Annotated in this window: 29 protein-coding genes; 20 read left to right on the forward strand and 9 right to left on the reverse strand. The window is 55.5% G+C overall.

Annotation, left to right across the window (positions count from 1 at the left end; genetic code table 11):
- Positions 1–16: 16 nt before the first annotated feature.
- Positions 17–1,231 (reverse strand): multidrug efflux MFS transporter MdtH, encoded by a 1,215-nt coding sequence (gene mdtH / locus WFN87_RS18550; RefSeq protein ID WP_166865567.1) that lies wholly within the window; start codon positions 1,229–1,231, stop codon positions 17–19.
- Positions 1,232–1,460: 229 nt separating this feature from the next.
- On the opposite strand from mdtH, the gene rimJ reads away from it, so the two are divergent.
- From rimJ to WFN87_RS18575, 5 genes are all read left to right on the forward strand, one after another.
- Positions 1,461–2,051 (forward strand): ribosomal protein S5-alanine N-acetyltransferase, encoded by a 591-nt coding sequence (rimJ, locus tag WFN87_RS18555; RefSeq protein ID WP_008453513.1) that lies wholly within the window; start codon positions 1,461–1,463, stop codon positions 2,049–2,051.
- Positions 2,052–2,054: 3 nt separating this feature from the next.
- The gene (locus WFN87_RS18560) at positions 2,055–2,702 is read left to right on the forward strand and encodes a YceH family protein (protein WP_336983554.1); all 648 of its coding nucleotides are present in this window, start codon (positions 2,055–2,057) and stop codon (positions 2,700–2,702) included.
- A gap of 2 nt (positions 2,703–2,704) precedes the next feature.
- On the forward strand, positions 2,705–3,628 hold the full coding sequence (locus tag WFN87_RS18565) for a Gfo/Idh/MocA family protein (protein ID WP_336983553.1): 924 nt from the start codon (positions 2,705–2,707) through the stop codon (positions 3,626–3,628).
- Between the two features lie 113 nt (positions 3,629–3,741).
- Positions 3,742–5,277, forward strand: a complete 1,536-nt coding sequence (gene murJ / locus WFN87_RS18570; protein WP_336983552.1) for a murein biosynthesis integral membrane protein MurJ — start codon at positions 3,742–3,744, stop codon at positions 5,275–5,277.
- Positions 5,278–5,354: 77 nt separating this feature from the next.
- Positions 5,355–5,837: a cold shock domain-containing protein gene (locus WFN87_RS18575; RefSeq protein WP_008453505.1), complete on the forward strand. Its 483-nt coding sequence runs from the start codon at positions 5,355–5,357 to the stop codon at positions 5,835–5,837.
- A 54-nt stretch (positions 5,838–5,891) separates the two neighbouring features.
- Here WFN87_RS18575 and flgN read toward each other — a convergent pair whose 3' ends face one another.
- The 3 genes from flgN to flgA all read right to left on the reverse strand — a co-directional run bounded on the left by flgN (position 5,892) and on the right by flgA (position 7,368).
- On the reverse strand, positions 5,892–6,317 hold the full coding sequence (flgN, locus tag WFN87_RS18580; protein ID WP_008453503.1) for a flagella biosynthesis chaperone FlgN: 426 nt from the start codon (positions 6,315–6,317) through the stop codon (positions 5,892–5,894).
- Between the two features lie 2 nt (positions 6,318–6,319).
- On the reverse strand, positions 6,320–6,613 hold the full coding sequence (flgM, locus tag WFN87_RS18585) for a flagellar biosynthesis anti-sigma factor FlgM (RefSeq protein ID WP_039291844.1): 294 nt from the start codon (positions 6,611–6,613) through the stop codon (positions 6,320–6,322).
- A gap of 95 nt (positions 6,614–6,708) precedes the next feature.
- On the reverse strand, positions 6,709–7,368 hold the full coding sequence (gene flgA, locus WFN87_RS18590) for a flagellar basal body P-ring formation chaperone FlgA (protein WP_336983551.1): 660 nt from the start codon (positions 7,366–7,368) through the stop codon (positions 6,709–6,711).
- Between the two features lie 159 nt (positions 7,369–7,527).
- Between flgA and flgB the strand changes: the two genes are divergently transcribed.
- The 11 genes from flgB (at position 7,528) to flgL (ending at position 17,440) form a co-directional block, all read left to right on the forward strand.
- Entirely contained in the window at positions 7,528–7,938 is a 411-nt protein-coding gene (gene flgB, locus WFN87_RS18595; protein WP_008453500.1) for a flagellar basal body rod protein FlgB, read from the forward strand.
- A gap of 3 nt (positions 7,939–7,941) precedes the next feature.
- Positions 7,942–8,346 (forward strand): flagellar basal body rod protein FlgC, encoded by a 405-nt coding sequence (flgC, locus tag WFN87_RS18600; protein ID WP_008453499.1) that lies wholly within the window; start codon positions 7,942–7,944, stop codon positions 8,344–8,346.
- A gap of 11 nt (positions 8,347–8,357) precedes the next feature.
- Entirely contained in the window at positions 8,358–9,056 is a 699-nt protein-coding gene (gene flgD / locus WFN87_RS18605) for a flagellar hook assembly protein FlgD (protein ID WP_008453498.1), read from the forward strand.
- Positions 9,057–9,082: 26 nt separating this feature from the next.
- Complete coding sequence (flgE, locus tag WFN87_RS18610; RefSeq protein WP_008453497.1) at positions 9,083–10,333, forward strand: flagellar hook protein FlgE; 1,251 nt, start codon at positions 9,083–9,085, stop codon at positions 10,331–10,333.
- A gap of 20 nt (positions 10,334–10,353) precedes the next feature.
- Complete coding sequence (locus WFN87_RS18615) at positions 10,354–11,109, forward strand: flagellar basal body rod protein FlgF (protein WP_008453495.1); 756 nt, start codon at positions 10,354–10,356, stop codon at positions 11,107–11,109.
- Between the two features lie 30 nt (positions 11,110–11,139).
- Positions 11,140–11,922, forward strand: coding sequence for a flagellar basal-body rod protein FlgG (gene flgG, locus WFN87_RS18620; RefSeq protein ID WP_039291854.1), 783 nt, complete (start codon positions 11,140–11,142; stop codon positions 11,920–11,922).
- A gap of 55 nt (positions 11,923–11,977) precedes the next feature.
- Positions 11,978–12,673 carry a flagellar basal body L-ring protein FlgH gene (locus tag WFN87_RS18625; RefSeq protein ID WP_085938871.1) on the forward strand — a complete coding sequence of 232 codons (696 nt, stop codon included), beginning with the start codon at positions 11,978–11,980 and terminating at the stop codon, positions 12,671–12,673.
- Positions 12,674–12,684: 11 nt separating this feature from the next.
- Entirely contained in the window at positions 12,685–13,782 is a 1,098-nt protein-coding gene (locus tag WFN87_RS18630) for a flagellar basal body P-ring protein FlgI (protein WP_336983550.1), read from the forward strand.
- On the forward strand, positions 13,782–14,726 hold the full coding sequence (gene flgJ, locus WFN87_RS18635) for a flagellar assembly peptidoglycan hydrolase FlgJ (protein WP_008453487.1): 945 nt from the start codon (positions 13,782–13,784) through the stop codon (positions 14,724–14,726). Before WFN87_RS18630 ends, flgJ begins: the two co-directional genes overlap by 1 nt.
- A 75-nt stretch (positions 14,727–14,801) precedes the next feature.
- Positions 14,802–16,457, forward strand: a complete 1,656-nt coding sequence (gene flgK / locus WFN87_RS18640; RefSeq protein WP_336983549.1) for a flagellar hook-associated protein FlgK — start codon at positions 14,802–14,804, stop codon at positions 16,455–16,457.
- A gap of 14 nt (positions 16,458–16,471) precedes the next feature.
- Positions 16,472–17,440, forward strand: coding sequence for a flagellar hook-associated protein FlgL (gene flgL / locus WFN87_RS18645; protein ID WP_008453482.1), 969 nt, complete (start codon positions 16,472–16,474; stop codon positions 17,438–17,440).
- 86 nt (positions 17,441–17,526) lie between these two features.
- Here flgL and WFN87_RS18650 read toward each other — a convergent pair whose 3' ends face one another.
- The 4 genes from WFN87_RS18650 to rne form a co-directional block, all read right to left on the reverse strand.
- Positions 17,527–17,709: a DUF1869 domain-containing protein gene (locus WFN87_RS18650; RefSeq protein ID WP_126356803.1), complete on the reverse strand. Its 183-nt coding sequence runs from the start codon at positions 17,707–17,709 to the stop codon at positions 17,527–17,529.
- A 5-nt stretch (positions 17,710–17,714) separates the two neighbouring features.
- Positions 17,715–18,065, reverse strand: a complete 351-nt coding sequence (locus WFN87_RS18655; protein ID WP_336983548.1) for a DUF1971 domain-containing protein — start codon at positions 18,063–18,065, stop codon at positions 17,715–17,717.
- Between the two features lie 16 nt (positions 18,066–18,081).
- The gene (locus tag WFN87_RS18660) at positions 18,082–18,411 is read right to left on the reverse strand and encodes a DUF1971 domain-containing protein (RefSeq protein WP_008453477.1); all 330 of its coding nucleotides are present in this window, start codon (positions 18,409–18,411) and stop codon (positions 18,082–18,084) included.
- Positions 18,412–18,586: 175 nt separating this feature from the next.
- On the reverse strand, positions 18,587–21,907 hold the full coding sequence (rne, locus tag WFN87_RS18665; RefSeq protein ID WP_336983547.1) for a ribonuclease E: 3,321 nt from the start codon (positions 21,905–21,907) through the stop codon (positions 18,587–18,589).
- A gap of 569 nt (positions 21,908–22,476) precedes the next feature.
- Between rne and rluC the strand changes: the two genes are divergently transcribed.
- The gene (gene rluC, locus WFN87_RS18670; protein WP_336983569.1) at positions 22,477–23,430 is read left to right on the forward strand and encodes a 23S rRNA pseudouridine(955/2504/2580) synthase RluC; all 954 of its coding nucleotides are present in this window, start codon (positions 22,477–22,479) and stop codon (positions 23,428–23,430) included.
- 34 nt (positions 23,431–23,464) lie between these two features.
- Here the strand turns inward: rluC and WFN87_RS18675 are convergent, their stop codons facing one another.
- Positions 23,465–24,049, reverse strand: coding sequence for a Maf family protein (locus tag WFN87_RS18675; protein ID WP_336983546.1), 585 nt, complete (start codon positions 24,047–24,049; stop codon positions 23,465–23,467).
- A 232-nt stretch (positions 24,050–24,281) separates the two neighbouring features.
- Here WFN87_RS18675 and yceD point away from each other — a divergent pair, with 232 nt between their 5' ends.
- From yceD to plsX, 3 genes are read left to right on the forward strand one after another with little or no spacing between them, the layout of a single operon-like run.
- The gene (gene yceD, locus WFN87_RS18680) at positions 24,282–24,803 is read left to right on the forward strand and encodes a 23S rRNA accumulation protein YceD (RefSeq protein WP_008453471.1); all 522 of its coding nucleotides are present in this window, start codon (positions 24,282–24,284) and stop codon (positions 24,801–24,803) included.
- Positions 24,804–24,819: 16 nt separating this feature from the next.
- The gene (gene rpmF / locus WFN87_RS18685) at positions 24,820–24,990 is read left to right on the forward strand and encodes a 50S ribosomal protein L32 (protein ID WP_008453470.1); all 171 of its coding nucleotides are present in this window, start codon (positions 24,820–24,822) and stop codon (positions 24,988–24,990) included.
- A 12-nt stretch (positions 24,991–25,002) separates the two neighbouring features.
- Positions 25,003–26,037, forward strand: a complete 1,035-nt coding sequence (gene plsX / locus WFN87_RS18690; RefSeq protein ID WP_166875161.1) for a phosphate acyltransferase PlsX — start codon at positions 25,003–25,005, stop codon at positions 26,035–26,037.
- The last annotated feature ends 3 nt before the right edge of the window (positions 26,038–26,040 follow it).

Consider the following 26,040-nt stretch of genomic DNA (forward strand, 5'->3'; position numbering starts at 1 on the left):
AGATGATACGAGAAAATTATCCCTGCCCGCCAGGCTCCAGCATTGTTGGCTCAACGGGTCTAAGGCTAAATTGCCACCACAGGGCGGCAAGGGTGATACAGCCGATAATGCCGAGCATGGCCCAGGGTAATTCCGGCTGCTGCAGGGCTTTACCTGCGTCAAACAGCCAGCCACCGCCGGTGTAACCTAGTGCGCCGCCCAGCGACAGGCCCAAACGGCTGAACCCCATGTAGCTGCCGCGAGCGCGGGCATCCGCCAGCGAGGCGCTGAGCGTTTCCCGGGCAGGCTCAGCGATGATTGAGCCGATGTAGAAGGTACAGATCAGGGCGAAAAGCTGCTGCAGGTTGGAGGCCAGACCAATAGGCATCAGGCTCACCGTCATCAGCACCAGGCCTGCCATTAAGCGTTGCTCCAGGCGGAAGCGCCTTTCACTCCAGCGGGCGATAGGGTAGAGCAGCGTCAGCGAAAGCGCGGCTTCAATGGCGTACATCCATTTTACCGCCGACGCGGTACCGGCAATGTCGTTGACCATCAGCGGCAGCATCAGCATGACCTGCACCGCCAGCATGTAATAGCCGGTGAGCGTCAGAACATAGGTGATAAAGCGTTTATCTCGAAACACGCGCCCCATGCCTTCGCGCATTGGGGTGCGGATCGTTGAAAGCTTATAAGCGGGCAGCAGCCAGGCATTAAGTGCGGCGCACAGGACAAACATTACGGCACCGACGGCGCATACCAGACGGAAGTCGTACTGCAACAGCCAGCTACCCAGCAGAGCGCCGATCACCGCGCCCGCGCTGTCCTGCATCATCAGGATGGAGAAGAAGCGGCCGCGGTGCTGAGGGCGAACCAGTTTGACGACCAGCGCCGAGCGGGGCGGATCAAACAGTGTTCCGCCAATGGCGGAGAGCAGGCAGGAAAGCCATAGCATCCAGGGTTCCGTGGCGATGCCCATGGTGGCAAAACCTGCGGCCCGCAGCAGCATGCCGGTGACAATCATCGGTTTAGCGCCCAGCCTGTCGGCAATCGCGCCGCCGAAGACGCCGAGCCCCTGCTGGATAAACTGACGCAGACCCAGGGCAATCCCGACCATTAAAGCGGCCCAGCCCAACTGGTCAACGAAGCGAATGGAAATCAAAGGGAAGACAACGAAAAAGCCTAATACCACTAACATGTTATCAAGCAGCAGGAAATATTTACCCAGGCTCCTTGCCTGCGCCACCCGCGACATCTCCCCTCCAGGGAACTTAATTAAACGCGACAAGTCTTTATTCTCGCTTGGCATTCGGGCTTTTAATACCTGATGCAGGACAATATTTTTTTATCGTGCAACGAGTTTGATTCAAGGCTTTCATCGAAAAAAGTGATGTCGCTTCATGTTGTTGTTTTCACACGGCGGTCAGGCGCAGGTATAGTAACAAGATGAGCCCCGTTAACCGGGATGAAGGAGTGGGATAAACATGTTTGGCTACCGCAGTAACGCACCAAAAATTCGCCTGGTGACTGACCGTCTGGTGGTGCGTCTGGTTCATGAGCGAGATGCCTGGCGCCTGGCGGATTACTACACGGAAAATCGCCTGTTTCTGAAGCCCTGGGAACCCGTTCGGGATGAGAGCTACTGCTATCCTTCGGGCTGGCAGGCAAGGCTGGGCATGATAAGTGAAATGCACAAGCAGGGTAGCGCGTACTACTTCGCGCTGCTCGACCCGGAAGAAAAAGAGGTTATCGGCGTCGCCAACTTCTCCAACGTGGTGCGTGGCTCCTTCCATGCCTGCTTTCTCGGGTACTCCATCGGTGAAAAGTGGCAGGGGCAGGGACTAATGTACGAGGCCTTGGCCAGCGCCATTCGCTATATGCAACGTAGCCAAAATGTGCATCGCATTATGGCCAACTATATGCCGCATAATCAGCGCAGCGGCGACCTTCTGGCGCGCCTGGGCTTTGAAAAAGAAGGCTATGCAAAGGATTATTTGCTGATTGACGGCGTATGGCGGGATCACGTTCTCACCGCGCTGGTTAATCAAGACTGGACCCCAGGTCGTGGAGTTTAAAAGATGAAATATCAGTTAACGGCGATTGAAGCCCGCGTTATCGGCAGCCTGCTGGAAAAACAGCTCACTACGCCAGAGCAATATCCGATGTCTGTCAACGGCGTGGTGACCGCCTGTAATCAGAAAACAAACCGTGAACCGGTGATGGAGCTGAAAGAGCATGAAGTCCAGGACTCGCTGGACGGGCTGGTCAAAGGCCATTATTTGCGAACCGTCAGCGGGTTTGGCAACCGCGTGACGAAATACGAGCAGCGTTTTTGCAACTCCGAGTTTGGTCATTTAAAGCTAGCGCCAGCGGAAGTGGCTGTGGTTACGACTTTGCTGCTGCGCGGCGCGCAAACGCCGGGTGAGCTGCGCAGCCGTGCCGGGAGAATGTTTGAGTTCACCGATATGGCGCAGGTAGAAGCGACGCTGGAAGGGCTGGCTGGCCGTGAAGATGGGCCGTTTGTCGTGCGTCTGCCGCGTGAGCCGGGTAAACGAGAAAGCCGCTATATGCATCTTTTCAGCGGTGAGGTTGAGGCGTCAGTGTCCCCGGAACAAAGTATCAGCCCGGTTGCAGACGATCTCAGCGCGCGAGTGGCCGCGCTGGAAACTGACGTCGCCGAACTTAAACAGCGTCTGGATTCCTTGTTGGCGCATTTGGGAGATTAAGGATGACGAAATTACGTATTGGCGTCGTGGGGCTGGGCGGGATCGCGCAGAAAGCCTGGCTTCCGGTTCTGGGGGCATCCGACGACTGGTCGCTGGTGGGCGCATTTTCACCGACCAAAGCGAAAGCGCTGCCGGTGTGTGAAACCTGGCGTATGCCGTATATCGATTCGCTCAGCAATCTGGCGGCGCAGTGCGATGCTGTTTTTGTGCATAGCGCCACCAGTTCCCACTACGCGGTGGTGAATGATCTGCTCAATGCCGGCGTCAGCGTCTGCGTGGATAAGCCGCTGGCGGAAAATCTGGCTGACGCCGAAAAGCTGGTGGAGCTTGCAGAGCGCAAAAAACGCACCCTGATGGTGGGCTTTAACCGCCGTTTTGCACCGCGTTACCAGCAGTTAAAGGCAAAGCTGTCTGCCGGGGCATCCTTGCGGATGGACAAACACCGCACCGACAGCGTCGGCCCGGGGGATCTGCGCTTCACGCTGCTTGATGACTATCTTCACGTCGTGGATACCGCGCTCTGGCTTGGCGGCGGCAGTGCTCAGCTGCAAAGCGGGACGTTGCAAACCAATGAATCAGGGCAAATGCTGTACGCCGAACACCATTTCAGCCAGGGCAACCTGAGCGTGACCACCAGTATGCATCGCCGCGCCGGAAGCCAGCGAGAGTGGGTGCAGGCGGTGACTGACGGCGGGCTGTATGAGGTAACGGACATGCGTCAGTGGCGCGAAGAATGCGGCGCCGGTGTGGTGGAGCAGCCCATTCCCGGCTGGCAAACCACGCTGGAACAGCGCGGCTTTGCGGGCTGTGCGCGTCACTTTATCGACTGCGTGGCGAACCAAACTGTCCCGGAAACCTCCGGCGAGCAGGCGCTGCTGGCGCAGCGTGTCGTCGAGAAGCTCTGGCGCGAGGCAATTAGCGAATAAGCTGTAACATATCGCGGTAGCAATTCAGCGCCGTATCGGTAGACTATGCCGACTTGTCATCATCCATGTACGCCTGCATTGCAGGCGTTCATGTTTGTGGAATAACAGAATAAATGAACCTATTAAAATCGCTGGCAGCCGTCAGCTCGATGACCATGTTTTCACGCGTGCTTGGTTTCGCGCGCGACGCCATTGTGGCAAGGGTATTTGGGGCAGGGATGGCGACGGATGCCTTCTTTGTTGCCTTTAAGCTGCCGAACCTGCTGCGCCGAATCTTTGCCGAAGGCGCTTTCTCCCAGGCGTTTGTGCCCATTCTGGCCGAATACAAAAGTAAGCAGGGCGAAGATGCCACGCGCGTCTTTGTCTCATACGTTTCCGGGCTGCTGACACTTGCGCTGGCGCTGATCACCGTCCTCGGGATGCTTGCGGCGCCCTGGGTTATTCTGGTCACTGCGCCGGGTTTTGCCGACACGGCGGATAAATTTGCGCTAACGTCGAGCCTGCTGCGCATTACCTTCCCGTACATTTTACTGATTTCGCTGGCGTCGCTGGTCGGGGCAATTCTCAATACCTGGAACCGTTTCTCTGTGCCAGCGTTTGCCCCGACGTTCCTTAATCTCAGCATGATTGGCTTCGCGCTGTTTGCCGCCCCGCACTTTAATCCACCGATTCTGGCACTGGCCTGGGCGGTAACGGTAGGGGGCGTATTACAGCTGGCCTATCAGCTGCCGCACCTGAAGAAAATTGGCATGCTGGTGCTGCCGCGTATCAGCTTTAAGGATGCGGGCGCAATGCGGGTTATCAAACAGATGGGGCCGGCTATTCTCGGCGTTTCCGTCAGCCAGATTTCACTGATCATCAACACCATCTTTGCTTCGTTCCTGGTGTCCGGTTCGGTTTCCTGGATGTATTATGCCGACCGCCTGATGGAGTTTCCGTCTGGGGTTTTAGGCGTGGCGTTAGGCACTATTCTGCTGCCGTCGCTGGCGAAGAGTTTTGCCACCGGCAACCACGATGAATACTCCCGCCTGATGGACTGGGGGCTGCGCCTTTGCTTCCTGCTGGCGCTCCCAAGCGCGGTGGCGCTGGGAATTCTGGCAAAACCGCTGACCGTCTCTTTGTTCCAGTACGGTAAGTTCTCAGCTTTCGATGCCCTGATGACCCAGCGGGCGCTGGTGGCGTATTCGGTCGGCCTGATGGGGCTTATCGTGGTTAAGGTTCTGGCGCCAGGCTTCTATTCCCGGCAGGACATTAAAACCCCGGTTAAAATCGCTATCGTGACGCTGATTTTGACGCAGCTAATGAACCTCGCGTTTTTCGGCCCGCTAAAACACGCCGGACTTTCCCTGTCGATTGGTTTGGGGGCCTGTATTAACGCCTCGCTGCTTTACTGGCAACTGCGTAAGCAGGATATCTTCCAGCCACAGCCCGGCTGGACGGCATTTCTGCTGCGCCTGGTCGCCGCCGTGTTGGTGATGTCTGCGGTACTGATTGGGATAATGTACGTTATGCCTGCGTGGGATCTGGGCAACATGCCTTATCGCCTGCTGCGGCTGATGGCGGTGGTGGTGGCCGGCATCGTCGCTTATTTTGCGACATTGTTGCTGTTGGGCTTCAGATTGAAAGATTTCGCCCGCCGCACAATTTGATTTTTTCTGGGTGGATGACGGTTTCGTCACGCCGCCCTATTCTTTATATGTTGAAAGGTTAATTAGGTGACAGAGCGATGAGAGGAATAATCACAACCTGGTTCGAAGAGAAGGGCTTCGGATTTATCAAAGATGAAAACGGTGAAAACCGTTATTTCCACGTGATTAAAGTCGCCAACCCGGAACTTATCAAAAAGGACGCGTCGGTGACCTTCGAGCCGGGAACCAATAATAAAGGGCTGTCGGCGTTTGCTGTGAAAGTGGAGCCTGAGAGCAAGCATCTGTTTATTGCGGGCGAGCGGCTTAAAATCACCTCGATCAAATCTTTCGTGGTGTACAGCGAAGAAGAGCCCGCGGACGGGAAGATTGATAAAGAAAATGCGGTGCTGTCGGTTGGGTTGCTGATGAACAGCATTCGCCCGAAGGCAGAGAAAAAAGAAGGGGAAATGCGCACGGTGAAAAAACTGGCCGTGACCACCTTCCAGGGCGAAACACACCTGTTCTCAGAGGATGAGATTGATATTGAGGCGACGGTAAAGGTCTTGAAATCGCTGAAATAAGCAAGCAGCTGGTCAAGGAGAGCGTTGACCAGCTGTTTTCATTGGCGAGGAGAATCAGATCGTGATTTTTTTGCCGCCGCGGCTGCCCTGCGCCGTTGCCTGCCCATCGGCGCCATAGAAGTCCGGTGCCTGATGCGGTTTTAACACGGCAATAGCCTGCTCATTGCGGGCCATCTGGTCTTCCAGCAACCAACCGTTATGCTGATTAATGTCCCGCAGGTGCAGGGTTTTTTGCGTGATCGTCTGCCAGCGCTGGCTAACGTCCAGGCTGGTGACCGCCCCGGCGTTTTGTTCCGCGCGACGCTGTTGCTCCAGGTAATCCAGCGTAGCCAGCAGCGAGCTTTTATCTTCAGTTATACGTTGCAGCGCATTGCTGTTTATCTGGCCTGCGGAAAGCTGCAGCTGTTCAGCGTCCATCACCTCTTTCAGTGAATTCAGCACTGCGGTCATTTGGTCCAGCACTTCTAACAGACGACTCACCGTTATTTACTCGACAAATAGCTTTGGGCTTCCTGGATCAGCGCGTCGGCGATCTTGCCGGTATCCATCTTCAGGTCGCCGTTACGAATGGCCGTCTTCAGCGCTTCAACGCGTTCCATGTTGATATCGCCGGTGCCGGGCTGCATCAGTTTGGCCTGCGCATCACTCAGCTTTACGCTGGTGCTGTTGGCGGTAGTGGATTTTTCAAGACGGCTTTTCAGCGTCTGTGGATCGCTGGTTTCACGTGGTTGAACAGTGCTTACCGGTTTCAGTGGCGACGTGCGATCAATGCTCATTGTTCTCTCCTCATCGAGGGGCTCGCGGCGTAAGAGCCAGTCAGTATCATTTGTTGATAGTACTATCGGCAGTCGCCGCGGAATCTTTAAAAAGATTATAGATTAATCAGAATATTCCCATCAGCATCCACCGTCCCGCTCACCACCTGCCCTGAGGACATGCGAACGCGGGCATTTTGCGCGACGGCGGCGTTATTCAACGCTTTGCCTTCTCCGTTGACGCTAAAGCCTTCGCCGGAGGCAATCACCTGAACCTGCTGACCGGCTTTTACTCGCCAGGCCTGGCGTACCATCGTCTGAATCACCGGCTGCCCGGGGGCAATATCCCGAAGTGAAACGGCGTCCGTCGCCTGGCCGAGATCCAGCATAGTCCGTGGCGGCAGTTGGTCAAGGCGCCCCTGGGTTAACTGCACGCTACTGGCATCGATCCTTGCACCACGGGAGATAGGGCGGCTGGCAACCACATACTGGCCCGTGGCAACCACCTGAACCTGGATAAACCGTTTGTCGCTGCCGCAGCGGGCCATGACGCTAACGTTGCCCCACAGTTTGGCATTGCCGGGCGTTGAGAATTCTGGCTGAGGGCAGGCTGGAAGCTGAGCCTCTGGCGTTTTCACCTTGACGCTGACGTCATCGCTGATCCCCGCCAGTCGCTGTTGAAAATACTCAGTCAGCGGCTGATCGAGTGCGCTCGCCATAGCCCACTGACCGAACAGCAAACTGGCTATACCGCTCAAGATTTTCAGACTTCTCATCGCGCTTCTCCGTATTCAGATTGCGGTGATTTTAACCGCGAGTCGTTTTGATCAAGGCGATAAATAGCGACGTATTTTGCGTTTATTCCACCCATCGCGTACGCGTAAGGGGATTTAAGCTTTCGGACGATTCCTAATTCTATGGACCATGGAGGAAGCATGCTCGATAAACTGGACGCCGCACTGCGATTTCAGCAAGAAGCGCTTAATTTGCGTGCTCAGCGCCAAGAGATTCTGGCCGCGAATATCGCCAATGCCGACACGCCGGGCTTTCAGGCGCGCGATATCGACTTTGCCAGTGAAATGAAAAAAGTGATGGAGCGCGGACGCGTTGAAGGAGGCGGCATGTCTCTGGCGCTCACTTCGGCACGCCATATCCCGGCAGAAACCCACTCCACTCCGTCGCTCGATCTCCTTTACCGCGTACCTGACCAGCCCGCCATGGACGGTAACACCGTCGATATGGACCGTGAACGTACGCAGTTTGCCGATAACAGCCTGAATTACCAAACAAACCTCACGGTGCTTGGCGGGCAAATCAAAAGCATGATGTCGGTGCTACAGGGATAATCGATGGCCTTACTCAATATTTTCGACATCGCCGGTTCGGCTATGACGGCCCAGTCCAAACGCATGAACGTGGCGGCAAGTAACCTCGCCAACGCCGACAGCGTCACCGGACCAGACGGTCAGCCTTACCGCGCAAAACAGGTCGTTTTCCAGGTGGATGCAGCCCCTGGCGCGGCGACCGGTGGCGTTAAAGTGACCAAAGTGATTGAGAGCGATGCGCCGGACAAGCTGGTTTTCCAGCCGGGTAACCCGCTTGCGGACGCGCGTGGCTACGTGCGTATGCCAAACGTTGATGTGGTCGGGGAGATGGTCAACAGCATGTCCGCCTCCCGTAGCTATCAGGCCAACGTCGAAGTGCTCAACACCGTGAAGGGCATGATGATGAAAACGCTCACTCTCGGTCAGTAACAGGAGCCTATATGTCCATTGCAGTCAAAGTGAACGATCCGACTAACAATGTTGATCCTACGGCTGGTGCATCGAAAAACAGCCTGACCGGCAACAGCGCCGCAGACCTGCAGGGGAGTTTTCTGACCCTGCTGGTGGCGCAGTTAAAAAACCAGGATCCGACCAACCCGATGCAGAACAACGAACTGACCACGCAGCTGGCGCAGATCAGTACCGTTAGCGGCATCGAAAAACTTAACACCACGCTGGGTTCCGTCTCCGGCCAGATCAACCAGAACCAGTCTCTGCAGGCCAGCGCCCTGATTGGCCATGGCGTCATGATCCCGGGCAACAAAATCCTGGCGGGGACCGATTCAAAAACCAACACCATCAGCACCACGCCGTTTGGCGTCGAGCTGCAGCAGGCGGCGGACAAAGTCACGGCCACCATCTCCGATAAAGACGGCAAAGTGGTGCGTACTATCGAGATTGGTGGACTGAGTGCCGGGGTGCATACCTTTACCTGGGACGGCAGCGCCAACGACGGCACCAACGTGCCGGACGGCTCTTATACCGTGGCGATCAACGCCACGAATGGCGGGACACAGCTGGTGGCTCAGCCGCTGGGCTTCGCTATGGTGAGCGGTGTTATCAACGGCAAAGATGGCCTCAAACTGGATCTCGGGACCTACGGTTCTACGACCCTCGATGCAATCAGGCAAATTATTTAAGCCTATAACCTAAGCAGGAGTAAGACATGGCGTTTTCTCAAGCGGTCAGCGGCTTAAATGCTGCGGCCACCAACCTGGACGTGATTGGTAACAACATTGCCAACTCCGCCACCTACGGTTTTAAATCCGGTTCGGTCTCTTTTGCCGATATGTTCGCAGGCTCTAAAGTGGGTCTGGGCGTTAAAGTCGCGGGCGTGACCCAGAACTTTGGCGACGGGACTACCACCGGGACCGGTCGTGGCCTGGACGTCGCTATCAGCCAGAACGGCTTCTTCCGCCTGGTAGACAGCTCCGGCTCGGTATTTTATAGCCGTAACGGCCAGTTCAAGCTGGATGAAAACCGTAACCTGGTGAACATGCAGGGCCTGCAGCTGACCGGTTACCCGGCAACCGGCACGCCGCCAACCATTCAACAGGGCGCCAACCCGGTAGGCTTGTCGATCCCGAACACGCTGATGCCGGCGAAGACCACCACCACTGCGTCCCAGCAGATCAACCTGAACTCTACCGATAAGATCCCGACCGTAACGCCGTTCGATCCTACCAATGCGAACAGCTACAACAAGAAGGGCACGGTCACCGTTTATGACAGCCAGGGTAACGCCCATGGTATGGATGTTTACTACGTTAAGAGCGCGGATAACGCCTGGCAGGTTTACACCAAAGACTCTTCCGTAGCGGGTTCTACGGCAACGTCCGCCGGGTTTATGCGTTTCGACAACAACGGCAACCTGCAGGGGATTACTGCCAATGCCGCCGATCCGATTCCAAACCCGAACACGCTGCCAACCAGCATCAACGTGACCACCGGCGTCACCAACGGCGCGACACCTGCGACCTTCGCGCTGAGCTTCCAGAACTCCATGCAGCAGAACACCGGGTCTAACAACATCGTGGCGACCAACCAGAACGGCTACAAGCCGGGTGACCTGACGTCTTATCAGATTAACGACGATGGCACCGTGGTCGGGAACTACTCCAACGAGCAGACCCAGCTTCTGGGGCAAATCGTGCTGTCCAACTTTGCGAACCCTGAAGGTTTGCAGTCCCAGGGCGATAACGTCTGGACCGCAAGCAACTCTTCCGGTGTTGCGTTGCTGGGCCTGGCGGGCACAGGTAACTTCGGAACCCTGACCAGCGGCGCGCTGGAGTCTTCGAACGTGGATCTGAGTAAAGAACTGGTCAACATGATCGTCGCGCAGCGTAACTATCAGTCGAACGCGCAGACCATCAAAACCCAGGACCAGATCCTCAACACCCTGGTTAACCTGCGCTAAGCGCCTGAAGGGACGGCTTAATGGATCATGCAATCTACACCGCCATGGGCGCTGCCAGCCAGACGCTGAATCAACAGTCAGTCACGGCGAGCAACATGGCGAACGCTTCCACACCGGGCTTCCGCGCGCAGCTTAATGCTTTGCGTGCTGTCCCGGTGGAAGGGCTTTCTCTGCCAACTCGTACCCTGGTGATTGCCTCAACGCCAGGGGCTGATATGACGCCTGGTCAACTGGACTACACCTCGCGCCCGATGGACGTTGCTTTGCAGCAGGATGGCTGGCTGGCGGTGCAGACGCAGGACGGCGGAGAAGGCTATACCCGCAACGGTAACATTCAGGTCAGCCCTGCCGGTCAGTTGACCATTGGTGGCCGGCCCGTTATCGGTGAAGGTGGCCCGATTGCGGTGCCGGAAGGTTCGCAGCTTACCATCGCCGCGGACGGAACTATCTCCGCGCTGAACCCGGGCGACCCGCCAAATACCGTGGCGCCGATTGGCCGACTGAAGCTGGTGAAAGCCACGCAGCAGGAGGTGGTGCGCGGTGATGACGGGCTGTTTCGTTTGAACCCTGCCGCCCAGGCGACACGCGGTGCCATCGCGCAGGCCGACCCAACGATTAAGGTGATGTCCGGCGTACTGGAAGGCAGCAACGTCAAACCGGCAGAGGCGATGGCGGATATGATCGCCAACGCCCGTCGTTTTGAGATGCAGATGAAAGTTATCGCCAACGTTGATGAAAACGAACAGCGCGCTAACACGCTGCTGCAAATGACCTAACGCCCGGCTTACTTATTACAGGATTCAAACATGATCAATTCTTTATGGATCGCCAAAACGGGCCTTGATGCACAGCAAACCAATATGGATGTGATTGCCAACAACCTGGCAAACGTCTCCACCAATGGTTTCAAGCGTCAACGCGCCGTGTTTGAAGATTTGCTTTATCAAACCATTCGCCAGCCGGGGGCTCAGTCTTCTGAGCAGACGACGCTGCCGTCCGGTTTACAGATCGGGACCGGCGTTCGTCCGGTGGCCACCGAGCGTCTGCACAGCCAGGGCAACCTGTCTAAAACGGACAACAGCAAAGATGTGGCCATCAAAGGCGAAGGTTTCTTCCAGGTTCTGCTGCCGGACGGTACCGCCGCCTATACGCGCGACGGTTCTTTCCAGGTTGACCAAAATGGACAGCTGGTGACGGCGGGCGGTTTCCAGGTGCAGCCTGCGATTACCGTACCGGCAAACGCGCTGAGCCTGACTATCGGGCGTGACGGTGTGGTGAGCGCAACTCTGCAAGGGCAGACCGCGCCAGTGCAGGTAGGGCAGCTGAACCTGACGACCTTTATGAACGATACCGGCCTGGAAAGTATTGGTGAAAACCTTTACACCGAAACGCAGGCATCCGGTGCGCCAAACGATTCCACACCGGGATTGAACGGCGCAGGTCTGCTCTACCAGGGCTATGTTGAGACCTCAAACGTAAACGTTGCTGAAGAGCTGGTAAACATGATCCAGGTTCAGCGCGCTTACGAAATCAACAGCAAAGCGGTCAGCACCACCGACCAGATGCTGCAAAAACTGACGCAAATGTAAGGCGTTTGCCGACGCGTGAAAGCGCGTCGGCTGCCGTGACCTGAAGATGAAAGCAATGCAAAACCCAATGGTGCTCCGTCCTGTTCTCCTGAGTCTGGTGTTTGCCGTAAGCGGCTGCGCCTTAGTGCCTAGTAAACCGCTGGTTGAAGGGGCCACGACCGCGCAGCCGGTGCCTGGTCCTTCGCCAACGATTAACGGATCAATATTCCAGACCGCACAGCCGATGAACTACGGCTATCAGCCGCTGTTTGAAGACCGTCGTCCACGTAATATCGGCGATACTCTGACCATCCAGCTTCAGGAAAACGTCAGCGCCAGTAAGAGCTCCTCGGCGAACGCCAGCCGCGATGGAAAATCGGCCCTCGGCTTCGACACGGTCCCGACTTTTGCTTCGGGGCTATTGGGAGGAGGGAAAGCTGACCTGAGCGCTTCCGGCAGCAATGGCTTTAACGGTAAAGGCGGCGCCAACGCCAGCAACACCTTCAGCGGCACGCTGACGGTGACGGTCGATCAGGTGCTGGCCAACGGAAACCTGCACGTCGTAGGTGAGAAACAGATTGCCATCAACCAGGGGACGGAGTTTATCCGCTTCTCTGGCGTAGTGAACCCGCGCACCATCAGCGGCAGCAACACCGTTGCGTCGACCCAGGTGGCGGATGCCCGAATTGAGTATGTCGGTAACGGCTACATTAATGAAGCGCAGAATATGGGCTGGCTGCAGCGCTTCTTCCTTAACGTATCGCCGATGTAAGCGAGGGTACCATGGTGAAATATTTATTCGGGTTGGTTGTGCTGCTGACAGCGGCTTATGCAACAGCTGACCGCATTCGCGATCTGACCACCGTGCAGGGCGTGCGTGAAAACTCCCTGATTGGCTATGGCCTGGTGGTTGGGCTGGACGGCACCGGTGACCAGACGACGCAAACGCCGTTTACCACCCAAAGCCTGAACAACATGCTTTCCCAACTGGGTATTACCGTGCCGACCGGCACCAATATGCAGCTGAAAAACGTGGCAGCGGTGATGGTGACGGCAAAATACCCGGCGTTCGCGCGAGCAGGGCAAAACATTGATGTTGTTGTTTCGTCCATGGGTAATGCGAAGAGCCTACGCGGCGGGACTCTCTTAATGACGCCGCTCAAAGGCGTGGATAATCAGGTTTATGCCCTGGCGCAGGGTAACGTGCTGGTGGGCGGTGCGGGCGCTGCTGCCGGTGGCAGCAGCGTGCAGGTGAACCAGCTTAACGGCGGGCGTATCACCGGCGGCGCGGTCGTAGAGCGTGAGCTGGCCGGGACTTTCGGCAACGGCAACACCCTCAACCTGCAGCTTAACGATGATGACTTCAGCCTGGCCCAGCGGATCACCGACACCATTAACCGCTCCCGTGGCTTCGGCAGCGCAACAGCGCTGGATGGCCGTACGATCCAGATCCGCGTGCCAAGCGGCGGTAGCTCTCAGGTTCGTCTGCTGGCGGATATCCAAAACCTTGAAGTGAGTATGCCGGTGCAGGATGCGCGCGTGGTGATCAACTCTCGCACGGGTTCCGTGGTGATGAACCGCGAAGTGACGCTGGATAACTGCGCCGTTGCGCAGGGGAACCTGTCGGTGACCGTAAATCGTCAGAATCAGGTCAGCCAGCCGAATACGCCATTTGGCGGCGGCCAGACCGTGGTGACGCCGCAAACGCAGATCGACCTACGTCAGAGCGGTGGCTCGGTACAGCGCGTTAATTCCAGCGCCAACCTGAATAATGTCGTCCGTGCGTTAAATGCGCTGGGGGCCACGCCTATCGATCTGATGTCTATCCTGCAATCCATGCAAAGCGCAGGCTGCCTGCGTGCAAAACTGGAAATCATCTAATGCTGACTGACGCCCGTTCACTTGCCAATGCCGCGTTTGACGCCAACTCGCTCAATGATTTAAAGGCGAAGGCCGGACAAGATCCTAAGGGCAACCTGAAAGAGGTGGCTCATCAGGTGGAAGGGATGTTCGTGCAGATGATGCTGAAAAGCATGCGTGAGGCGCTGCCGAAAGACGGTCTGTTCAGCAGCGAGTCCACGCGGATGTACACCAGCATGTATGACCAGCAGATAGCTCAACAGCTGAGTGCGAAAGGGCTGGGGCTGGCGGATGCGATGGTTAAGCAAATGAGTAACGAGCAGGTCGAGCCATCGGAAACGGCAGGTCAGGTACCGATGAAACTCGACCCGCAAACGGTCACCAGCTACCAGAACCAGACGCTAACGCAAATGGTGCGTCAGGCCGTGCCTCGCGCGCCTTCTAATGAAGAGCCGATGAGCGGAGACAGCAAAGACTTCCTGGCGCAGCTTTCGCTGCCGGCGCGTCTGGCCAGTGAGGCCAGCGGCATTCCGCACCACCTGATTCTGGCGCAGGCCGCGCTCGAGTCCGGCTGGGGCCAGCGTCAGATTCGCACCGAAAAAGGGGAACCGAGCTTCAACCTGTTCGGCGTTAAGGCAACGCCGGGCTGGAAAGGAGCGACGACGGAAATCACCACCACCGAATTTGAAAACGGTGAGGCGAAGAAGGTGAAAGCGAAGTTCCGCGTTTACAGCTCTTACCTGGAAGCGCTTTCTGACTACGTTGGCTTGCTGACGAAAAACCCGCGCTATGCTGCCGTGACGAATGCGTCTTCGGCAGAGCAGGGTGCTCAGGCGCTGCAAAACGCCGGTTATGCCACGGATCCAAACTACGCACGTAAGTTGACCGGCATGATCCAGCAGCTGAAAGCCATGAGCGACAAGGTTTCCAAAGCCTACAGCACTGATTTGTCGAATTTGTTCTGAAGAGACTCAAGTCCCGTGGCCTGCTGCCGATAATAGGTAGCAGAACCTTTGACCACACGCTATCAAGGAACCTTCATGTCCAATAGCCTGATTAACAGCGCCATGAGTGGCCTGAGTGCTGCCCAGGCGGCATTAAGCACCGTCGGCAATAACATTTCGAACTATAACGTAAGCGGTTATACCCGCCAGACGACGATTCTGTCCCAGTCAAAAAGCACCCTGACCGGCGGCGGCTATATTGGCAATGGCGTGTATGTCAACGGCGTGCAGCGTGAGTACGACTCCTTTATCACTAACCAGCTGCGTGCGGCCCAGACGCAAAGCAGCGGGCTGACAACCCAGTATCAGCAGATGTCAAAAATCGACAACATTCTGTCCGGGACGACCAACTCGCTGTCAAAAACCATGCAGGATTTCTTCTCCGGCCTGCAGACGCTGACCAGTAATGCTCAGGATCCTGCGGCTCGTCAGGCGCTGCTGGGCAAAGCGGATGGTCTGGTAAACCAGTTTAAGGTCACCGACCAATACCTGCGCGATCAGGACAAGCAGGTTAACCTGTCGATCAGCAGCAGCGTGGACCAAATCAACACCTACGCTAAGCAAATTGCGAATCTGAACGACCAGATCTCACGCCTGAAAGGTGTGGGCGCAGGTTCAGCGCCAAATGACCTGCTGGATCAGCGCGATCAGCTGGTTAGCCAGCTAAACCAAATTGTTGGCGTAGACGTCAGCGTGCAGGATGGTGGTACGTACAACGTATCAATCGGCAATGGTATTAGCCTGGTGCAGGGCGACACGGCTAACCAACTGGCGGCGGTTAACTCCAGCGCCGATCCTTCCCGTACGACAGTCGCTTTTGTCGATCCGATTGCCGGTAAAGTGGAAATTCCAGAAAGCCAGCTGAATACAGGTTCTTTGGGTGGACTGTTTACCTTCCGTACTCAGGATTTGGACAGCGCCCGTAACCGTCTGGGCCAGATGGCTCAGGCCTTTGCGACGGCCATGAACAGCCAGCACACCCAGGGCTATGATGCCAACGGCGACAAAGGCACCAACCTGTTTACCGTCGGTGGCCCAACAGTCCTGAGCAACAGCCGCAATACCAGCGGCACGCAGCTCACCGCGACCACCACCGACAGCAAGCAGATTCAGGCCAGTGATTATAAGGTTGAGTTTGTGGGCGGAAACTGGAAAGTGACCCGTCTGTCGGACAACGCCAACATTAACCCCGGCGCGGCAACGGACGCAAGCGGCAACGTCAGCCTTAACTTTGACGGGCTGAAAGTTGGCGTGAGCGGCACGCCTGCCAACAACGAGAGCTTCACCGTTAAACCGGTATCCGACGCGGTAGTGAACATGAGCCTGGCCGTGAAAGATGAGTCGAAACTGGCGCTGGCAAGCGATCCTACCGCCGGCAAGAGCGATAACCGTAACGCTCAGGCCATGTTGGATCTGCAGAACTCTAAGCAGGTCGAAGGCAACAAGTCGTTCAACGATGCGTATGCCACTCTGGTCAGCGACGTGGGTAACAAAACGGCAAGCCTGAAAGTGACTAGTACGACTCAGGGGAATGTGGTGACGCAGCTCACCAAGCAGCAGCAATCTATCTCGGGGGTTAGCCTCGATGAAGAGTATGGCAACCTGCAGCGTTACCAGCAGTACTATATGGCTAACGCCCAGGTCCTTCAGACTGCATCATCGTTGTTTGATGCGTTGCTGAACATTCGCTAACGGGAGCCAGCGTCATGCGTATCAGTACCCAAATGTTATATGACCAGAACATGCGCGGCATTAGCGACGCGCAGAGTTTATGGCTGAGTTATGGCGAGCAGATGAGCACCGGTAACCGCGTTAACCGGCCATCAGACGATCCTGTTGCAGCGTCTCAGGCGGTGGTGCTTTCCCAGGCTCAGTCGATGAACGACCAGTACAAACTGGCACGTACCTTTGCGACGCAGAAGGTTTCGCTGGAAGAGAGCGTTTTGCAGCAAACGGTCTCTTCAATTCAAAGTGCCCAGGAGAAAGTTGTTTATGCTGCCAGCAGCGGAACGTTGAGTGATGACGACCGTGCCTCGCTGGCAACCGATCTCGAAGGTATTCGCAACCAAATACTGAACCTGGCGAACAGTACCGACGGGAACGGCCGTTTTATTTTTGCTGGTTATAAAACTGAAGCAGCACCGTTTACCGGTGGGGCAGGTAGCATTACCTATCAGGGCGGAACGCTTCCAATTACCCAACAGGTTGATACCTCCCGAACCATGACAATTGGGCATACCGGCAATGATGTTTTCAATCGCATCTCCAGTAACGCCACGCCGGAACCCGATGGCTCGCCGAGCGAGACCAACATCTTTAATATGCTGGACTCTGCTATCGCGGCCTTGAAAACGCCAACGGCCGGGTTGGACGACGCAGGTAAGAAAGCCCTTGATGCGGCCGTCGCGAAAACAAACCGTGGGCTGAGCAATGCCCTGAGCAATGTGTCTACCGTGCGCGCTGAGTTAGGTACCCAGCTTAATGAGCTGAGCAAGCTGGATGACCTCGGTAATGAAAGAGCGCTGGCGCAAACTGACCAGATGAGTCAGCTGGTCGGCGCCGACTGGACGGCAACTGTCTCTAACTATGTTCAGCAGCAGGCTGCGCTACAGGCTTCTTATAAAGTCTTCACCGATTTGCAAGGCATGTCACTGTTCCAGCTTAACAGCCGATAGCCTTCAACGTTTTGGGCGCGTGATGAAACTGAACGCGCTTTATATGCCCGCTTCCGCACCCCGGAGCGGGCTTTTTTTTGTGCATTTCACCAGCCGCAAACGTCGTGTTCATCTTCCGTGTCATAAGCGCGGACGGTGTTGACCAGCTCTTTGACCACTTCGGCAGCGACGTCCGGGATCAGCAGCGTCATTGGCGTTTCGGTCTCATAATCGACCGAGACGCCGTTACTGTTGTTGGTGACGCTGACGGTATAAGTTGCTTTGCCCATCATGATTACCTCTGGCTGTTGACCACTTTACCCAGGCCGTTGCCTTCCAGTTTTGCTTCAGGAGAGGCGAAGAAGTCGATATTGAAATAAGTGTCGTCGGTAAGCAACTCAATGCGGTGCCACTTCTGCGGCGGAGAAATGGCAAAGGCGCCTGCCTCAATAACGATTTCCACGTCAGGTGTTGCTGAATCGGCGTCGGGAAAACCAAAATATTTCACTGCGCCCTGCATCACTGAGAGGCGGCCAAAGACGCTCGCTTTGGTGTTGTGGTGGGTAAATAAAGCGGCAGGGGCGGTCTCTTTAGTCCAGAACGGCGTGGCGCGGGTATGTAGATAGTTTTTGGGAATAGTCAGCATAATTAGATTCCTTCTGTCATGACATGGAGCGGAGCACTTCCGGGGCGACAAAAAAGTCGATGTTAAAGACGGCGTCGTCGGTGAGCAGCTCGAGGTGATGCCATTTCTCTGGCGGGAATACGCCGAAGTGACCTGCTTCAACAATCAGTTCTGTTTCTGGCTCTGGCGAGGTGGCATCGGCATAGCCCAGGTAGCGAACCTTCCCTTGCATGACGCTCAGGCGAGGGTAAACGCCGGGGCGCGTACCTTTATCGAGATGTCGCTGAAACAGGCCCGCGGGGGCGGAGTTTTTATCCCAGAAGGGAGAAGAGCGGGTGTGAATGCAGTTCTGCGGTACAGGGAGCATGGTGCGTTTCTCCTCAATAAGTTCTGCAAGCATTACATCATACAATTAGCCACAGTGTTTATCATAAAGTGCATTTTAAATGCATCTTATTGGTTGGCGATTGTTTCGCTTATCGATCAGACTGGGGAAATAAAAAAGCCGGTCAGGTGACCGGCTTTTGACTTAGCGCTGAAGATTACTCCACGCTTTGTGGGCGAGTGGCTGGCGCTGTAGCCTGGTGGCTGGCGCTGTGCCCGCCGGCAGAGCCTTTCCCGCTGAAGCCGAAGCCCGGGCGAACCCAGTCGCTTTGGCGAGGCGCTTCAGGCGTGTATTCCGGAGCCGGAGCGCGGGTCATTGGCGCCGTGGCGTGCTTAGCGGCAACAGAAGATTCGGTGTTAACCTCCGGCGTCACAGGCGCTGCTTCAACCACAGGCGCTGCTTCCACAACAGGTTTTACCTCTTCAACTACTGCAACCGGCGCTTCTTCAACCGCTGGAGCCTCTTCAATCGCTGGAGCCTCTTCAACCGCTGGAGCCTCTTCAATCGCTGGAGCCTCTTCAACCGCTGGAGCTTCTTCAATCGCTGGAGCTTCTGCCGCTACCGGCGCTGGTTCGCTGACTTCTGCGATCGCCTGAGCAGTTTCTTCCTCTGCAGGCGAAACCTGTGCCACGATCTCTGCGACAGGCGCTTCATCCACTTCGGCAACCGGCTCCGACTGTTCAGCCACCGGTGCTTCAATCACTTCTGGATGAGCTGTTTCCACCACGGCAGGTTCAATAACGGTTTCCACCGCTTTCACCGGCTCGATGACCAGGCCGTCTTCAACAGGGGCTTCTACTGCTGCAGCCTCAGTGACGTTAACGTGCTGAACGTCTTCGTGAGCCTGGAACGCCTCTTCCTGAGCAAGCTGATCGTGTGGACGGGCAACAGGGTAGGTGATGAACACTTTCCCGGATGCCAGCTCTGGAGAGGCGCATGCTGCTGCCAGTGGCATCGGGGATACCGCCGGGTAACGCTCATCACGATAGCGACGACGGCGCTGGCCGCTGACACGCAGGTGACGAGGAGAGCGACGTGAACGACGCGGCATACCGGCAGTATCGCGGTTTTCACCGTTATCATCCTGCTGTTCTGCATTTACCGGCGCTTCTACAACCGCAGGCAGTGCAATCGGTGCCTGCTCGGTGCTGGCCTGTACAACCTGAGTTTCTTCTACTGCAGGAACATCGGCAGATTCAAAGCGAACTTTCTGGTTCAGCTGGCGCGGTTTACGGCGCTGCATAACCTGAGTGCGTTCTTCCTGCTCGGCATCCTGCTCGACAACATTGTCCTGCTGCAGTGCTTTGACTTCCTGCTGTGCCTGACGTTTTTCATCAGAGCGACGGCGGTTACGCTCGCGACGTGGCTGTTGCTCGTCACGGGACTTCTGCTGTTTTTCAGCATCGTCAACGGCAGCAACAACGTTCTGGCGTGATTCACGAACTTCCGCATTTTGCTGTTGACCGTTACGACGGTTGCGACGATTGTCGTCACGACCTTCACGCGGTTCGCGAGCTTCACGGGCTTCATTGTTGCGGTCATCGCGGCTGTTGCGATTGTCACGGTTGTCGCGATCGCGGTTGTTACGGTCCCCACGGTCATTGCGATCGCCACGATCGCGGCGGTTGTTCTGACGGCGGTTATTGTTACGACGATCCTGACGCTTATTTTCAGCGTCGGTCGCTTTCTCTTCCTTCACTTCTTTCACTTCAGCGGCAGAGGTGTCGCCGGCGAAGAGTTTTTTCAGTGCAGAGAAGAAGCGGCTAACCAGGCCCGGCTGTGCAGCGGCATCAGCTTTTGGCTGAGCGGCTGGTTTTGCGGCGACAACAGCAGGTTTCTCCGCCGTGGTTTCCTGTGGCGCAGGTGGCACCTCTGGCATGACAAAGGTGGCCAGTGCAGGCTGCTCAGGGCGCTTACGCTCGGTGTACTCTTCGTCAGACGGCACCGCCATCTCTTCTTCATGCAGCTTAGGCAGCATGTAGCTCAGCGTCTGGGTTTCTTCGCCTTTACGCACGCGCAGTACGGAGTAGTGCGGGGTTTCCATCTGATCGTTTGGCACGATAATCGCGCGCACGCCGCCCTGGCGTTTCTCAATGGCGCTTACTGCATCACGTTTTTCGTTCAGCAGGTAAGAGGCGATTGGCACAGGAACAATGGCGTGAACTTCTTTGGTGTTCTCCTTCAGCGCTTCTTCTTCAATCAGACGCAGAATGGAGAGCGACAGGGATTCGTTATCGCGAATGGTGCCGGTACCGCTACAGCGAGGGCAGACGTGGTGGCTGGACTCGCCAAGAGAAGGGCTCAGACGCTGACGCGACATTTCCAGCAGGCCGAAACGTGAGATATGGCTGATCTGGATGCGGGCTCTGTCTTGACGCACGGCTTCACGCAGGCGGTTTTCAACCGCGCGCTGGTGGCGAACCGGCGTCATGTCGATGAAGTCGATAACGATCAGGCCGCCGAGATCACGCAGGCGCAGCTGACGGGCAATTTCATCGGCCGCTTCAAGGTTAGTGTTGAAAGCGGTTTCTTCGATATCGCCGCCGCGGGTTGCACGCGCGGAGTTGATGTCGATGGCGGTCAAGGCCTCGGTAGTATCAATAACGATAGAACCGCCGGACGGCAGACGGACTTCGCGCTGGAAGGCGGACTCAATCTGCGACTCAATCTGGTAGTGGCTGAACAGCGGAATTTCACCGGTGTAGAGCTTAATTTTGCTGCTGAAATCCGGGCGACCCAGAGCAGCGATGTGCTGGCGAGCCAGCTCAAGCACTTTCGGGTTGTCTATCAGGATTTCACCGATGTCCTGGCGCAGGTAGTCGCGGAAGGCGCGAACAATAACGTTGCTCTCCTGGTGAATCAGGAAAGGAGCAGGGCGGTTTTCAGCGGCTTTCTGAATGGCTTCCCAGTGCTTCAGGCGGAAGCTCAGATCCCACTGCAGCGCTTCTGCAGATTTGCCCACACCCGCGGTACGTACGATAAGACCCATACCGTCCGGCAGTTCAAGGGAAGAAAGCGCTTCTTTTAATTCGGTACGGTCATCACCTTCGATACGACGAGAAATGCCGCCGGCGCGAGGGTTGTTTGGCATCAGAACCAGATAGCTGCCTGCAAGGCTGATAAAGGTGGTTAAGGCTGCGCCTTTGTTACCGCGTTCTTCTTTATCAATCTGGACGATCACTTCCTGGCCTTCGCGCAGAACATCTTTAATGTTTGGGCGACCGTGGGAAGCGTAGTTCAAAGGGAAGTATTCGCGAGCGATCTCTTTCAGAGGGAGGAAACCGTGTCTTTCTGCGCCATAATCAACAAACGCCGCTTCCAGACTTGGTTCAATACGGGTGATTTTGCCTTTATAGATGTTTGCTTTTTTCTGTTCGTGCCCTGGGCTTTCAATATCCAGATCGTACAGACGTTGCCCATCTACAAGGGCGACACGCAACTCTTCTTGCTGAGTTGCGTTAATTAACATTCTTTTCATCGTAACTTACTCATTATTCTTACATTGGCGACAGAGCTGCGGGCATGGTGACGCTAACCGGGAGTGAACCGATGGCCTCGTGACTAAACGCGTGTCGCCAACCTCACGGTTGTCGTTTGCTGAGAGGCGCAAAGTGTCGGTTGCCTGTATTTCATACGGAAATACAGCGCAATTATCGTGGGAATAACCTTAGAATATTTCTTAAGAGTTGATTCCATATTACCGGTCAGGCTGCAACCCGCAGCCCGCTAACTGCCTGAAAGTACAATACGTCTTACGCCATTGCTGCGTGGATGGACGTTCAGGCAAAATGGGTATTCCGCAAACTTTCTTGTTCTAACAAGATTCAACACGGAAAACCGCAACATTATTCCACTGCTAACCTTGTTATAGCAAGATGACTTTTGCTATTAGCGTCCTGTTTCTTACAGTTTTTTAACCGCTATTTTAACCTCGCCACAAAGGGGATGAAAAAAGGCGGTCTGGACGGTTTAAAACAGAACAGATTGTCAGTTAAGCACATAAAAATGAGTGGCGCTATGCGCCAGGGCTATTTAGAATCGCCGACCATGAAAACAGAGACTCCATCAGTAAAAATCGTTGCAATTTCCGCCGATGAGGCCGGGCAGCGTATCGACAACTTTTTGCTCGCCCGCCTGAAAGGCGTGCCAAAAAGCATGATTTATCGCATCGTGCGCAAAGGTGAAGTGCGGGTAAATAAAAAACGCATCAAGCCAGAGTACAAACTTGAAGCAGGCGATGAAGTGCGCATTCCGCCGGTGCGCGTTGCCGAGCGTGAGGAAGAAGCCGTTTCTCCGCATTTGCAAAAAGTCGCTGCGCTGACCGATGTCATTCTTTATGAAGACGACCACATTCTGGTGCTAAACAAGCCTTCCGGTACTGCGGTACACGGCGGTAGCGGCTTGAGCTTCGGGGTGATCGAAGGGCTGCGCGCCCTGCGCCCGGAAGCGCGCTTCCTTGAGCTTGTGCATCGCCTTGACCGCGATACGTCCGGTGTTCTGCTGGTCGCTAAAAAACGCTCTGCGCTGCGCTCGCTTCATGAGCAACTGCGGGATAAAGGCATGCAGAAGGATTACCTTGCGCTGGTGCGCGGGCAATGGCAGTCGCACGTAAAAGTCGTACAGGCGCCGCTGTTGAAAAATATCCTGCAAAGCGGGGAGCGCATCGTGAGAGTGAATAGTGAAGGCAAGCCTTCTGAGACTCGCTTCAAGGTGGAAGAGCGCTACGAGTTCGCGACGCTGGTTCGCTGCAGTCCGGTTACCGGGCGCACGCACCAAATTCGTGTGCATACTCTCCACGCGGGCCATCCGATCGCCTTTGACGATCGTTACGGTGACCGCGAGTTTGATAAGCAGCTTGCGGGCACCGGGCTCAACCGTCTGTTCCTCCACGCTACCGCGCTGAAGTTTACCCACCCGAATACCGGGGAGGTGATTCGCATTGAAGCGCCGCTGGACGATCAGCTAAAGCGCTGCCTGCAGGTTTTACGCAACGCTAAATAAAGAAAAATGCTCCGCTTTGACGGAGCATTTTTTATTACGCCAGCAGCGGGTTACAGTCTTCGTTGCGCAGCATTTCGCACAGGCTGATGAGCGGCAGTCCGATTAACGTATTGGGATCTTTCCCCTCAAGCCTTTCAAACAGCGTGATGCCCAATCCTTCGCTTTTAAAACTCCCGGCACAGGTGAGTGGCTGCTCTTTTTGCACGTAGCGGCGAATTTCATCCTCCGTCAAATGACGAAAATGAACATCAAAAGGCTCGCACAGCGTTTGTAGCTGCCCGTTGGCAGAATTATACAGAGCCAGCCCGGTATAAAAGGTCACGATAGTGCCCCGGGCCAGCATCAGCTGCTGTACGGCATTCTCTACCGTGTGTGGTTTTCCCGTGATGTGGTTATTCAGAACACAAACCTGATCGGAACCGATAATAAGGTGGTGCGGGAAGCGTTCTTTTAATGCCTGCGCTTTGGCCTGGGCGAGACGGGTCACTAAATGGCGTGCATCTTCTCCCGGGTATGGCATCTCATCGACCTCTGGTGACGCAGTGATGAAAGACATGCCGAGCTTTTCAAGCAGGCTGCGGCGAAAGGGGGAGGTGGAAGCCAGAACAATCGGTTTCATATTTTTTTCATTAAAGATAGCGAATTGGATGAAGGCATTTTAAACTGTGCCACCGCAATGTGTGCGAATATACCCGTCATATTTTAAGCCGCACGGGCGTTACCTGTACTCACTTAGCTGAGCTGGGCGTCTGCCTGCAACTTAAACTATTTAGGGTAGAAATGGCAAAAGGCGCTGTTTCCAGGCCTTTTTCTTTGACTCTATGACGTTACAAAGTTAATATGCGCGCCCTATGCAAAAGGTAAAATTACCCCTGACTCTTGATCCGGTTCGTACGGCTCAAAAACGCCTTGATTACGAAGGAGTGTATGCTTCCGATCAGGTTGAGCGTATCGCCGAGTCTGTAGTCAGTGTGGATACTGATGTAGAATGCTCCATGAGATTCGCTATCGATAACCAGCGCCTCGCGGTCTTGACCGGCGATGCAAAGGTGACGGTAACGCTCGAATGCCAGCGTTGCGGGAAACCGTTTGTGCATCATGTTCACACAACGTATTGTTTCAGTCCGGTCCGCTCTGACGAACAGGCTGAAGCACTCCCGGAAGCGTATGAGCCGATTGAGGTTAACGAATTCGGTGAAATCGATCTGCGGGCGCTGGTGGAAGATGAAGTTATCCTCTCCCTGCCTGTAGTTCCGGTGCATGATTCTGAACACTGTGAAGTGTCCGAGGCGGACATGGTCTTTGGCGAACTGCCTCCAGAGGCGGAAAAACCAAACCCATTTGCCGTATTAGCCAGTTTAAAGCGTAAGTAATTGAGGAGTAAGGTCCATGGCCGTACAACAGAATAAACCAACCCGTTCCAAACGTGGCATGCGTCGTTCCCATGACGCGCTGACCACCGCCACCCTGTCCGTGGACAAAGTTTCTGGCGAAACTCATCTGCGTCACCACATCACTGCCGACGGTTTCTACCGCGGCCGCAAGGTTATCGCTAAGTAATCTGGCGCAACCTTGAGACGTCTAACCCTAGCGTTAGATGCCATGGGTGGGGACTTCGGTCCTTCCGTGACAGTGCCTGCAGCTTTGCAGGCACTGGACTCTAACTCTTCGCTTAATCTTCTTTTAGTCGGCAATCCCGACGCAATCACGCCATTACTTGCCAAAGCTGATTTCGAGCAACGCTCACGTCTGCAGATTATTCCTGCGGAATCGGTTATTGCCAGTGATGCCAGACCTTCTCAGGCGATCCGTGCCAGCCGGGGATCGTCAATGCGCGTTGCGCTGGAGTTGGTTAAAGAAGGGCGGGCAGAGGCTTGCGTCAGTGCCGGGAATACCGGTGCGCTGATGGGGCTTGCGAAGTTACTGCTCAAGCCGATAGACGGAATAGAGCGCCCGGCGCTGATGACGGTATTACCTCATCAGCAAAAAGGTAAAACGGTGGTGCTTGATCTCGGCGCCAATGTTGACTGCGACAGCACGATGCTGGTGCAGTTTGCCATTATGGGTTCCGTGATGGCCGAAGAAGTATTGGGTATTTCTCGCCCGCGCGTTGCGCTGCTGAATATTGGCGAAGAAGAGACGAAGGGGCTGGACAGTATCCGCGACGCCTCTGCATTATTAAAAACAATGCCTTCATTGCACTATATTGGATACCTTGAGGCCAACGAATTGCTCACTGGCAAGACGGACGTTCTGGTCTGTGACGGTTTTGTCGGCAACGTCACACTCAAGACGATGGAAGGTGTTGTCAGGATGTTCCTTTCACTGCTCAAATCGCAGGGGGAAGGAAAAAAAAGGTCGTGGTGGCTGATAATATTGAAGAAGTGGCTACAAAAGCGTCTGATAAGGCGATTCGGTCACCTCAACCCCGACCAGTATAATGGCGCCTGTCTGTTAGGATTGCGCGGCACGGTGATTAAGAGCCACGGTGCGGCCAATCAGCGAGCGTTTGCTGTCGCGATTGAACAGGCAGTGCAGGCGGTGCGGCGGCAAGTTCCCACCAGAATTGCTGCCCGCCTGGAATCTGTATTACCCAAGAGTGACTGAGCG

The sequence above is a fragment of the Cedecea sp. AS113 genome (assembly GCF_037152415.1).
In the GTDB taxonomy this organism is placed as follows: Bacteria; Pseudomonadota; Gammaproteobacteria; order Enterobacterales; family Enterobacteriaceae; genus Cedecea.

What these genes read in the sequence shown, in the direction of transcription:
- mdtH (WP_166865567.1), bottom strand. Translation starts at nt 1,231, where the DNA reads ATGTCGCGGGTGGCGCAGGCAAGGAGCCTGGGTAAATATTTCCTGCTG.
- rimJ (WP_008453513.1), top strand. Translation starts at nt 1,461, where the DNA reads ATGTTTGGCTACCGCAGTAACGCACCAAAAATTCGCCTGGTGACTGAC.
- WFN87_RS18560 (WP_336983554.1), top strand. Translation starts at nt 2,055, where the DNA reads ATGAAATATCAGTTAACGGCGATTGAAGCCCGCGTTATCGGCAGCCTG.
- WFN87_RS18565 (WP_336983553.1), top strand. Translation starts at nt 2,705, where the DNA reads ATGACGAAATTACGTATTGGCGTCGTGGGGCTGGGCGGGATCGCGCAG.
- murJ (WP_336983552.1), top strand. Translation starts at nt 3,742, where the DNA reads ATGAACCTATTAAAATCGCTGGCAGCCGTCAGCTCGATGACCATGTTT.
- WFN87_RS18575 (WP_008453505.1), top strand. Translation starts at nt 5,355, where the DNA reads ATGAGAGGAATAATCACAACCTGGTTCGAAGAGAAGGGCTTCGGATTT.
- flgM (WP_039291844.1), bottom strand. Translation starts at nt 6,613, where the DNA reads ATGAGCATTGATCGCACGTCGCCACTGAAACCGGTAAGCACTGTTCAA.
- flgA (WP_336983551.1), bottom strand. Translation starts at nt 7,368, where the DNA reads ATGAGAAGTCTGAAAATCTTGAGCGGTATAGCCAGTTTGCTGTTCGGT.
- flgB (WP_008453500.1), top strand. Translation starts at nt 7,528, where the DNA reads ATGCTCGATAAACTGGACGCCGCACTGCGATTTCAGCAAGAAGCGCTT.
- flgC (WP_008453499.1), top strand. Translation starts at nt 7,942, where the DNA reads ATGGCCTTACTCAATATTTTCGACATCGCCGGTTCGGCTATGACGGCC.
- flgD (WP_008453498.1), top strand. Translation starts at nt 8,358, where the DNA reads ATGTCCATTGCAGTCAAAGTGAACGATCCGACTAACAATGTTGATCCT.
- flgE (WP_008453497.1), top strand. Translation starts at nt 9,083, where the DNA reads ATGGCGTTTTCTCAAGCGGTCAGCGGCTTAAATGCTGCGGCCACCAAC.
- WFN87_RS18615 (WP_008453495.1), top strand. Translation starts at nt 10,354, where the DNA reads ATGGATCATGCAATCTACACCGCCATGGGCGCTGCCAGCCAGACGCTG.
- flgG (WP_039291854.1), top strand. Translation starts at nt 11,140, where the DNA reads ATGATCAATTCTTTATGGATCGCCAAAACGGGCCTTGATGCACAGCAA.
- WFN87_RS18625 (WP_085938871.1), top strand. Translation starts at nt 11,978, where the DNA reads ATGCAAAACCCAATGGTGCTCCGTCCTGTTCTCCTGAGTCTGGTGTTT.
- WFN87_RS18630 (WP_336983550.1), top strand. Translation starts at nt 12,685, where the DNA reads ATGGTGAAATATTTATTCGGGTTGGTTGTGCTGCTGACAGCGGCTTAT.
- flgJ (WP_008453487.1), top strand. Translation starts at nt 13,782, where the DNA reads ATGCTGACTGACGCCCGTTCACTTGCCAATGCCGCGTTTGACGCCAAC.
- flgK (WP_336983549.1), top strand. Translation starts at nt 14,802, where the DNA reads ATGTCCAATAGCCTGATTAACAGCGCCATGAGTGGCCTGAGTGCTGCC.
- flgL (WP_008453482.1), top strand. Translation starts at nt 16,472, where the DNA reads ATGCGTATCAGTACCCAAATGTTATATGACCAGAACATGCGCGGCATT.
- WFN87_RS18650 (WP_126356803.1), bottom strand. Translation starts at nt 17,709, where the DNA reads ATGGGCAAAGCAACTTATACCGTCAGCGTCACCAACAACAGTAACGGC.
- WFN87_RS18655 (WP_336983548.1), bottom strand. Translation starts at nt 18,065, where the DNA reads ATGCTGACTATTCCCAAAAACTATCTACATACCCGCGCCACGCCGTTC.
- WFN87_RS18660 (WP_008453477.1), bottom strand. Translation starts at nt 18,411, where the DNA reads ATGCTCCCTGTACCGCAGAACTGCATTCACACCCGCTCTTCTCCCTTC.
- rne (WP_336983547.1), bottom strand. Translation starts at nt 21,907, where the DNA reads ATGAAAAGAATGTTAATTAACGCAACTCAGCAAGAAGAGTTGCGTGTC.
- rluC (WP_336983569.1), top strand. Translation starts at nt 22,477, where the DNA reads ATGAAAACAGAGACTCCATCAGTAAAAATCGTTGCAATTTCCGCCGAT.
- WFN87_RS18675 (WP_336983546.1), bottom strand. Translation starts at nt 24,049, where the DNA reads ATGAAACCGATTGTTCTGGCTTCCACCTCCCCCTTTCGCCGCAGCCTG.
- yceD (WP_008453471.1), top strand. Translation starts at nt 24,282, where the DNA reads ATGCAAAAGGTAAAATTACCCCTGACTCTTGATCCGGTTCGTACGGCT.
- rpmF (WP_008453470.1), top strand. Translation starts at nt 24,820, where the DNA reads ATGGCCGTACAACAGAATAAACCAACCCGTTCCAAACGTGGCATGCGT.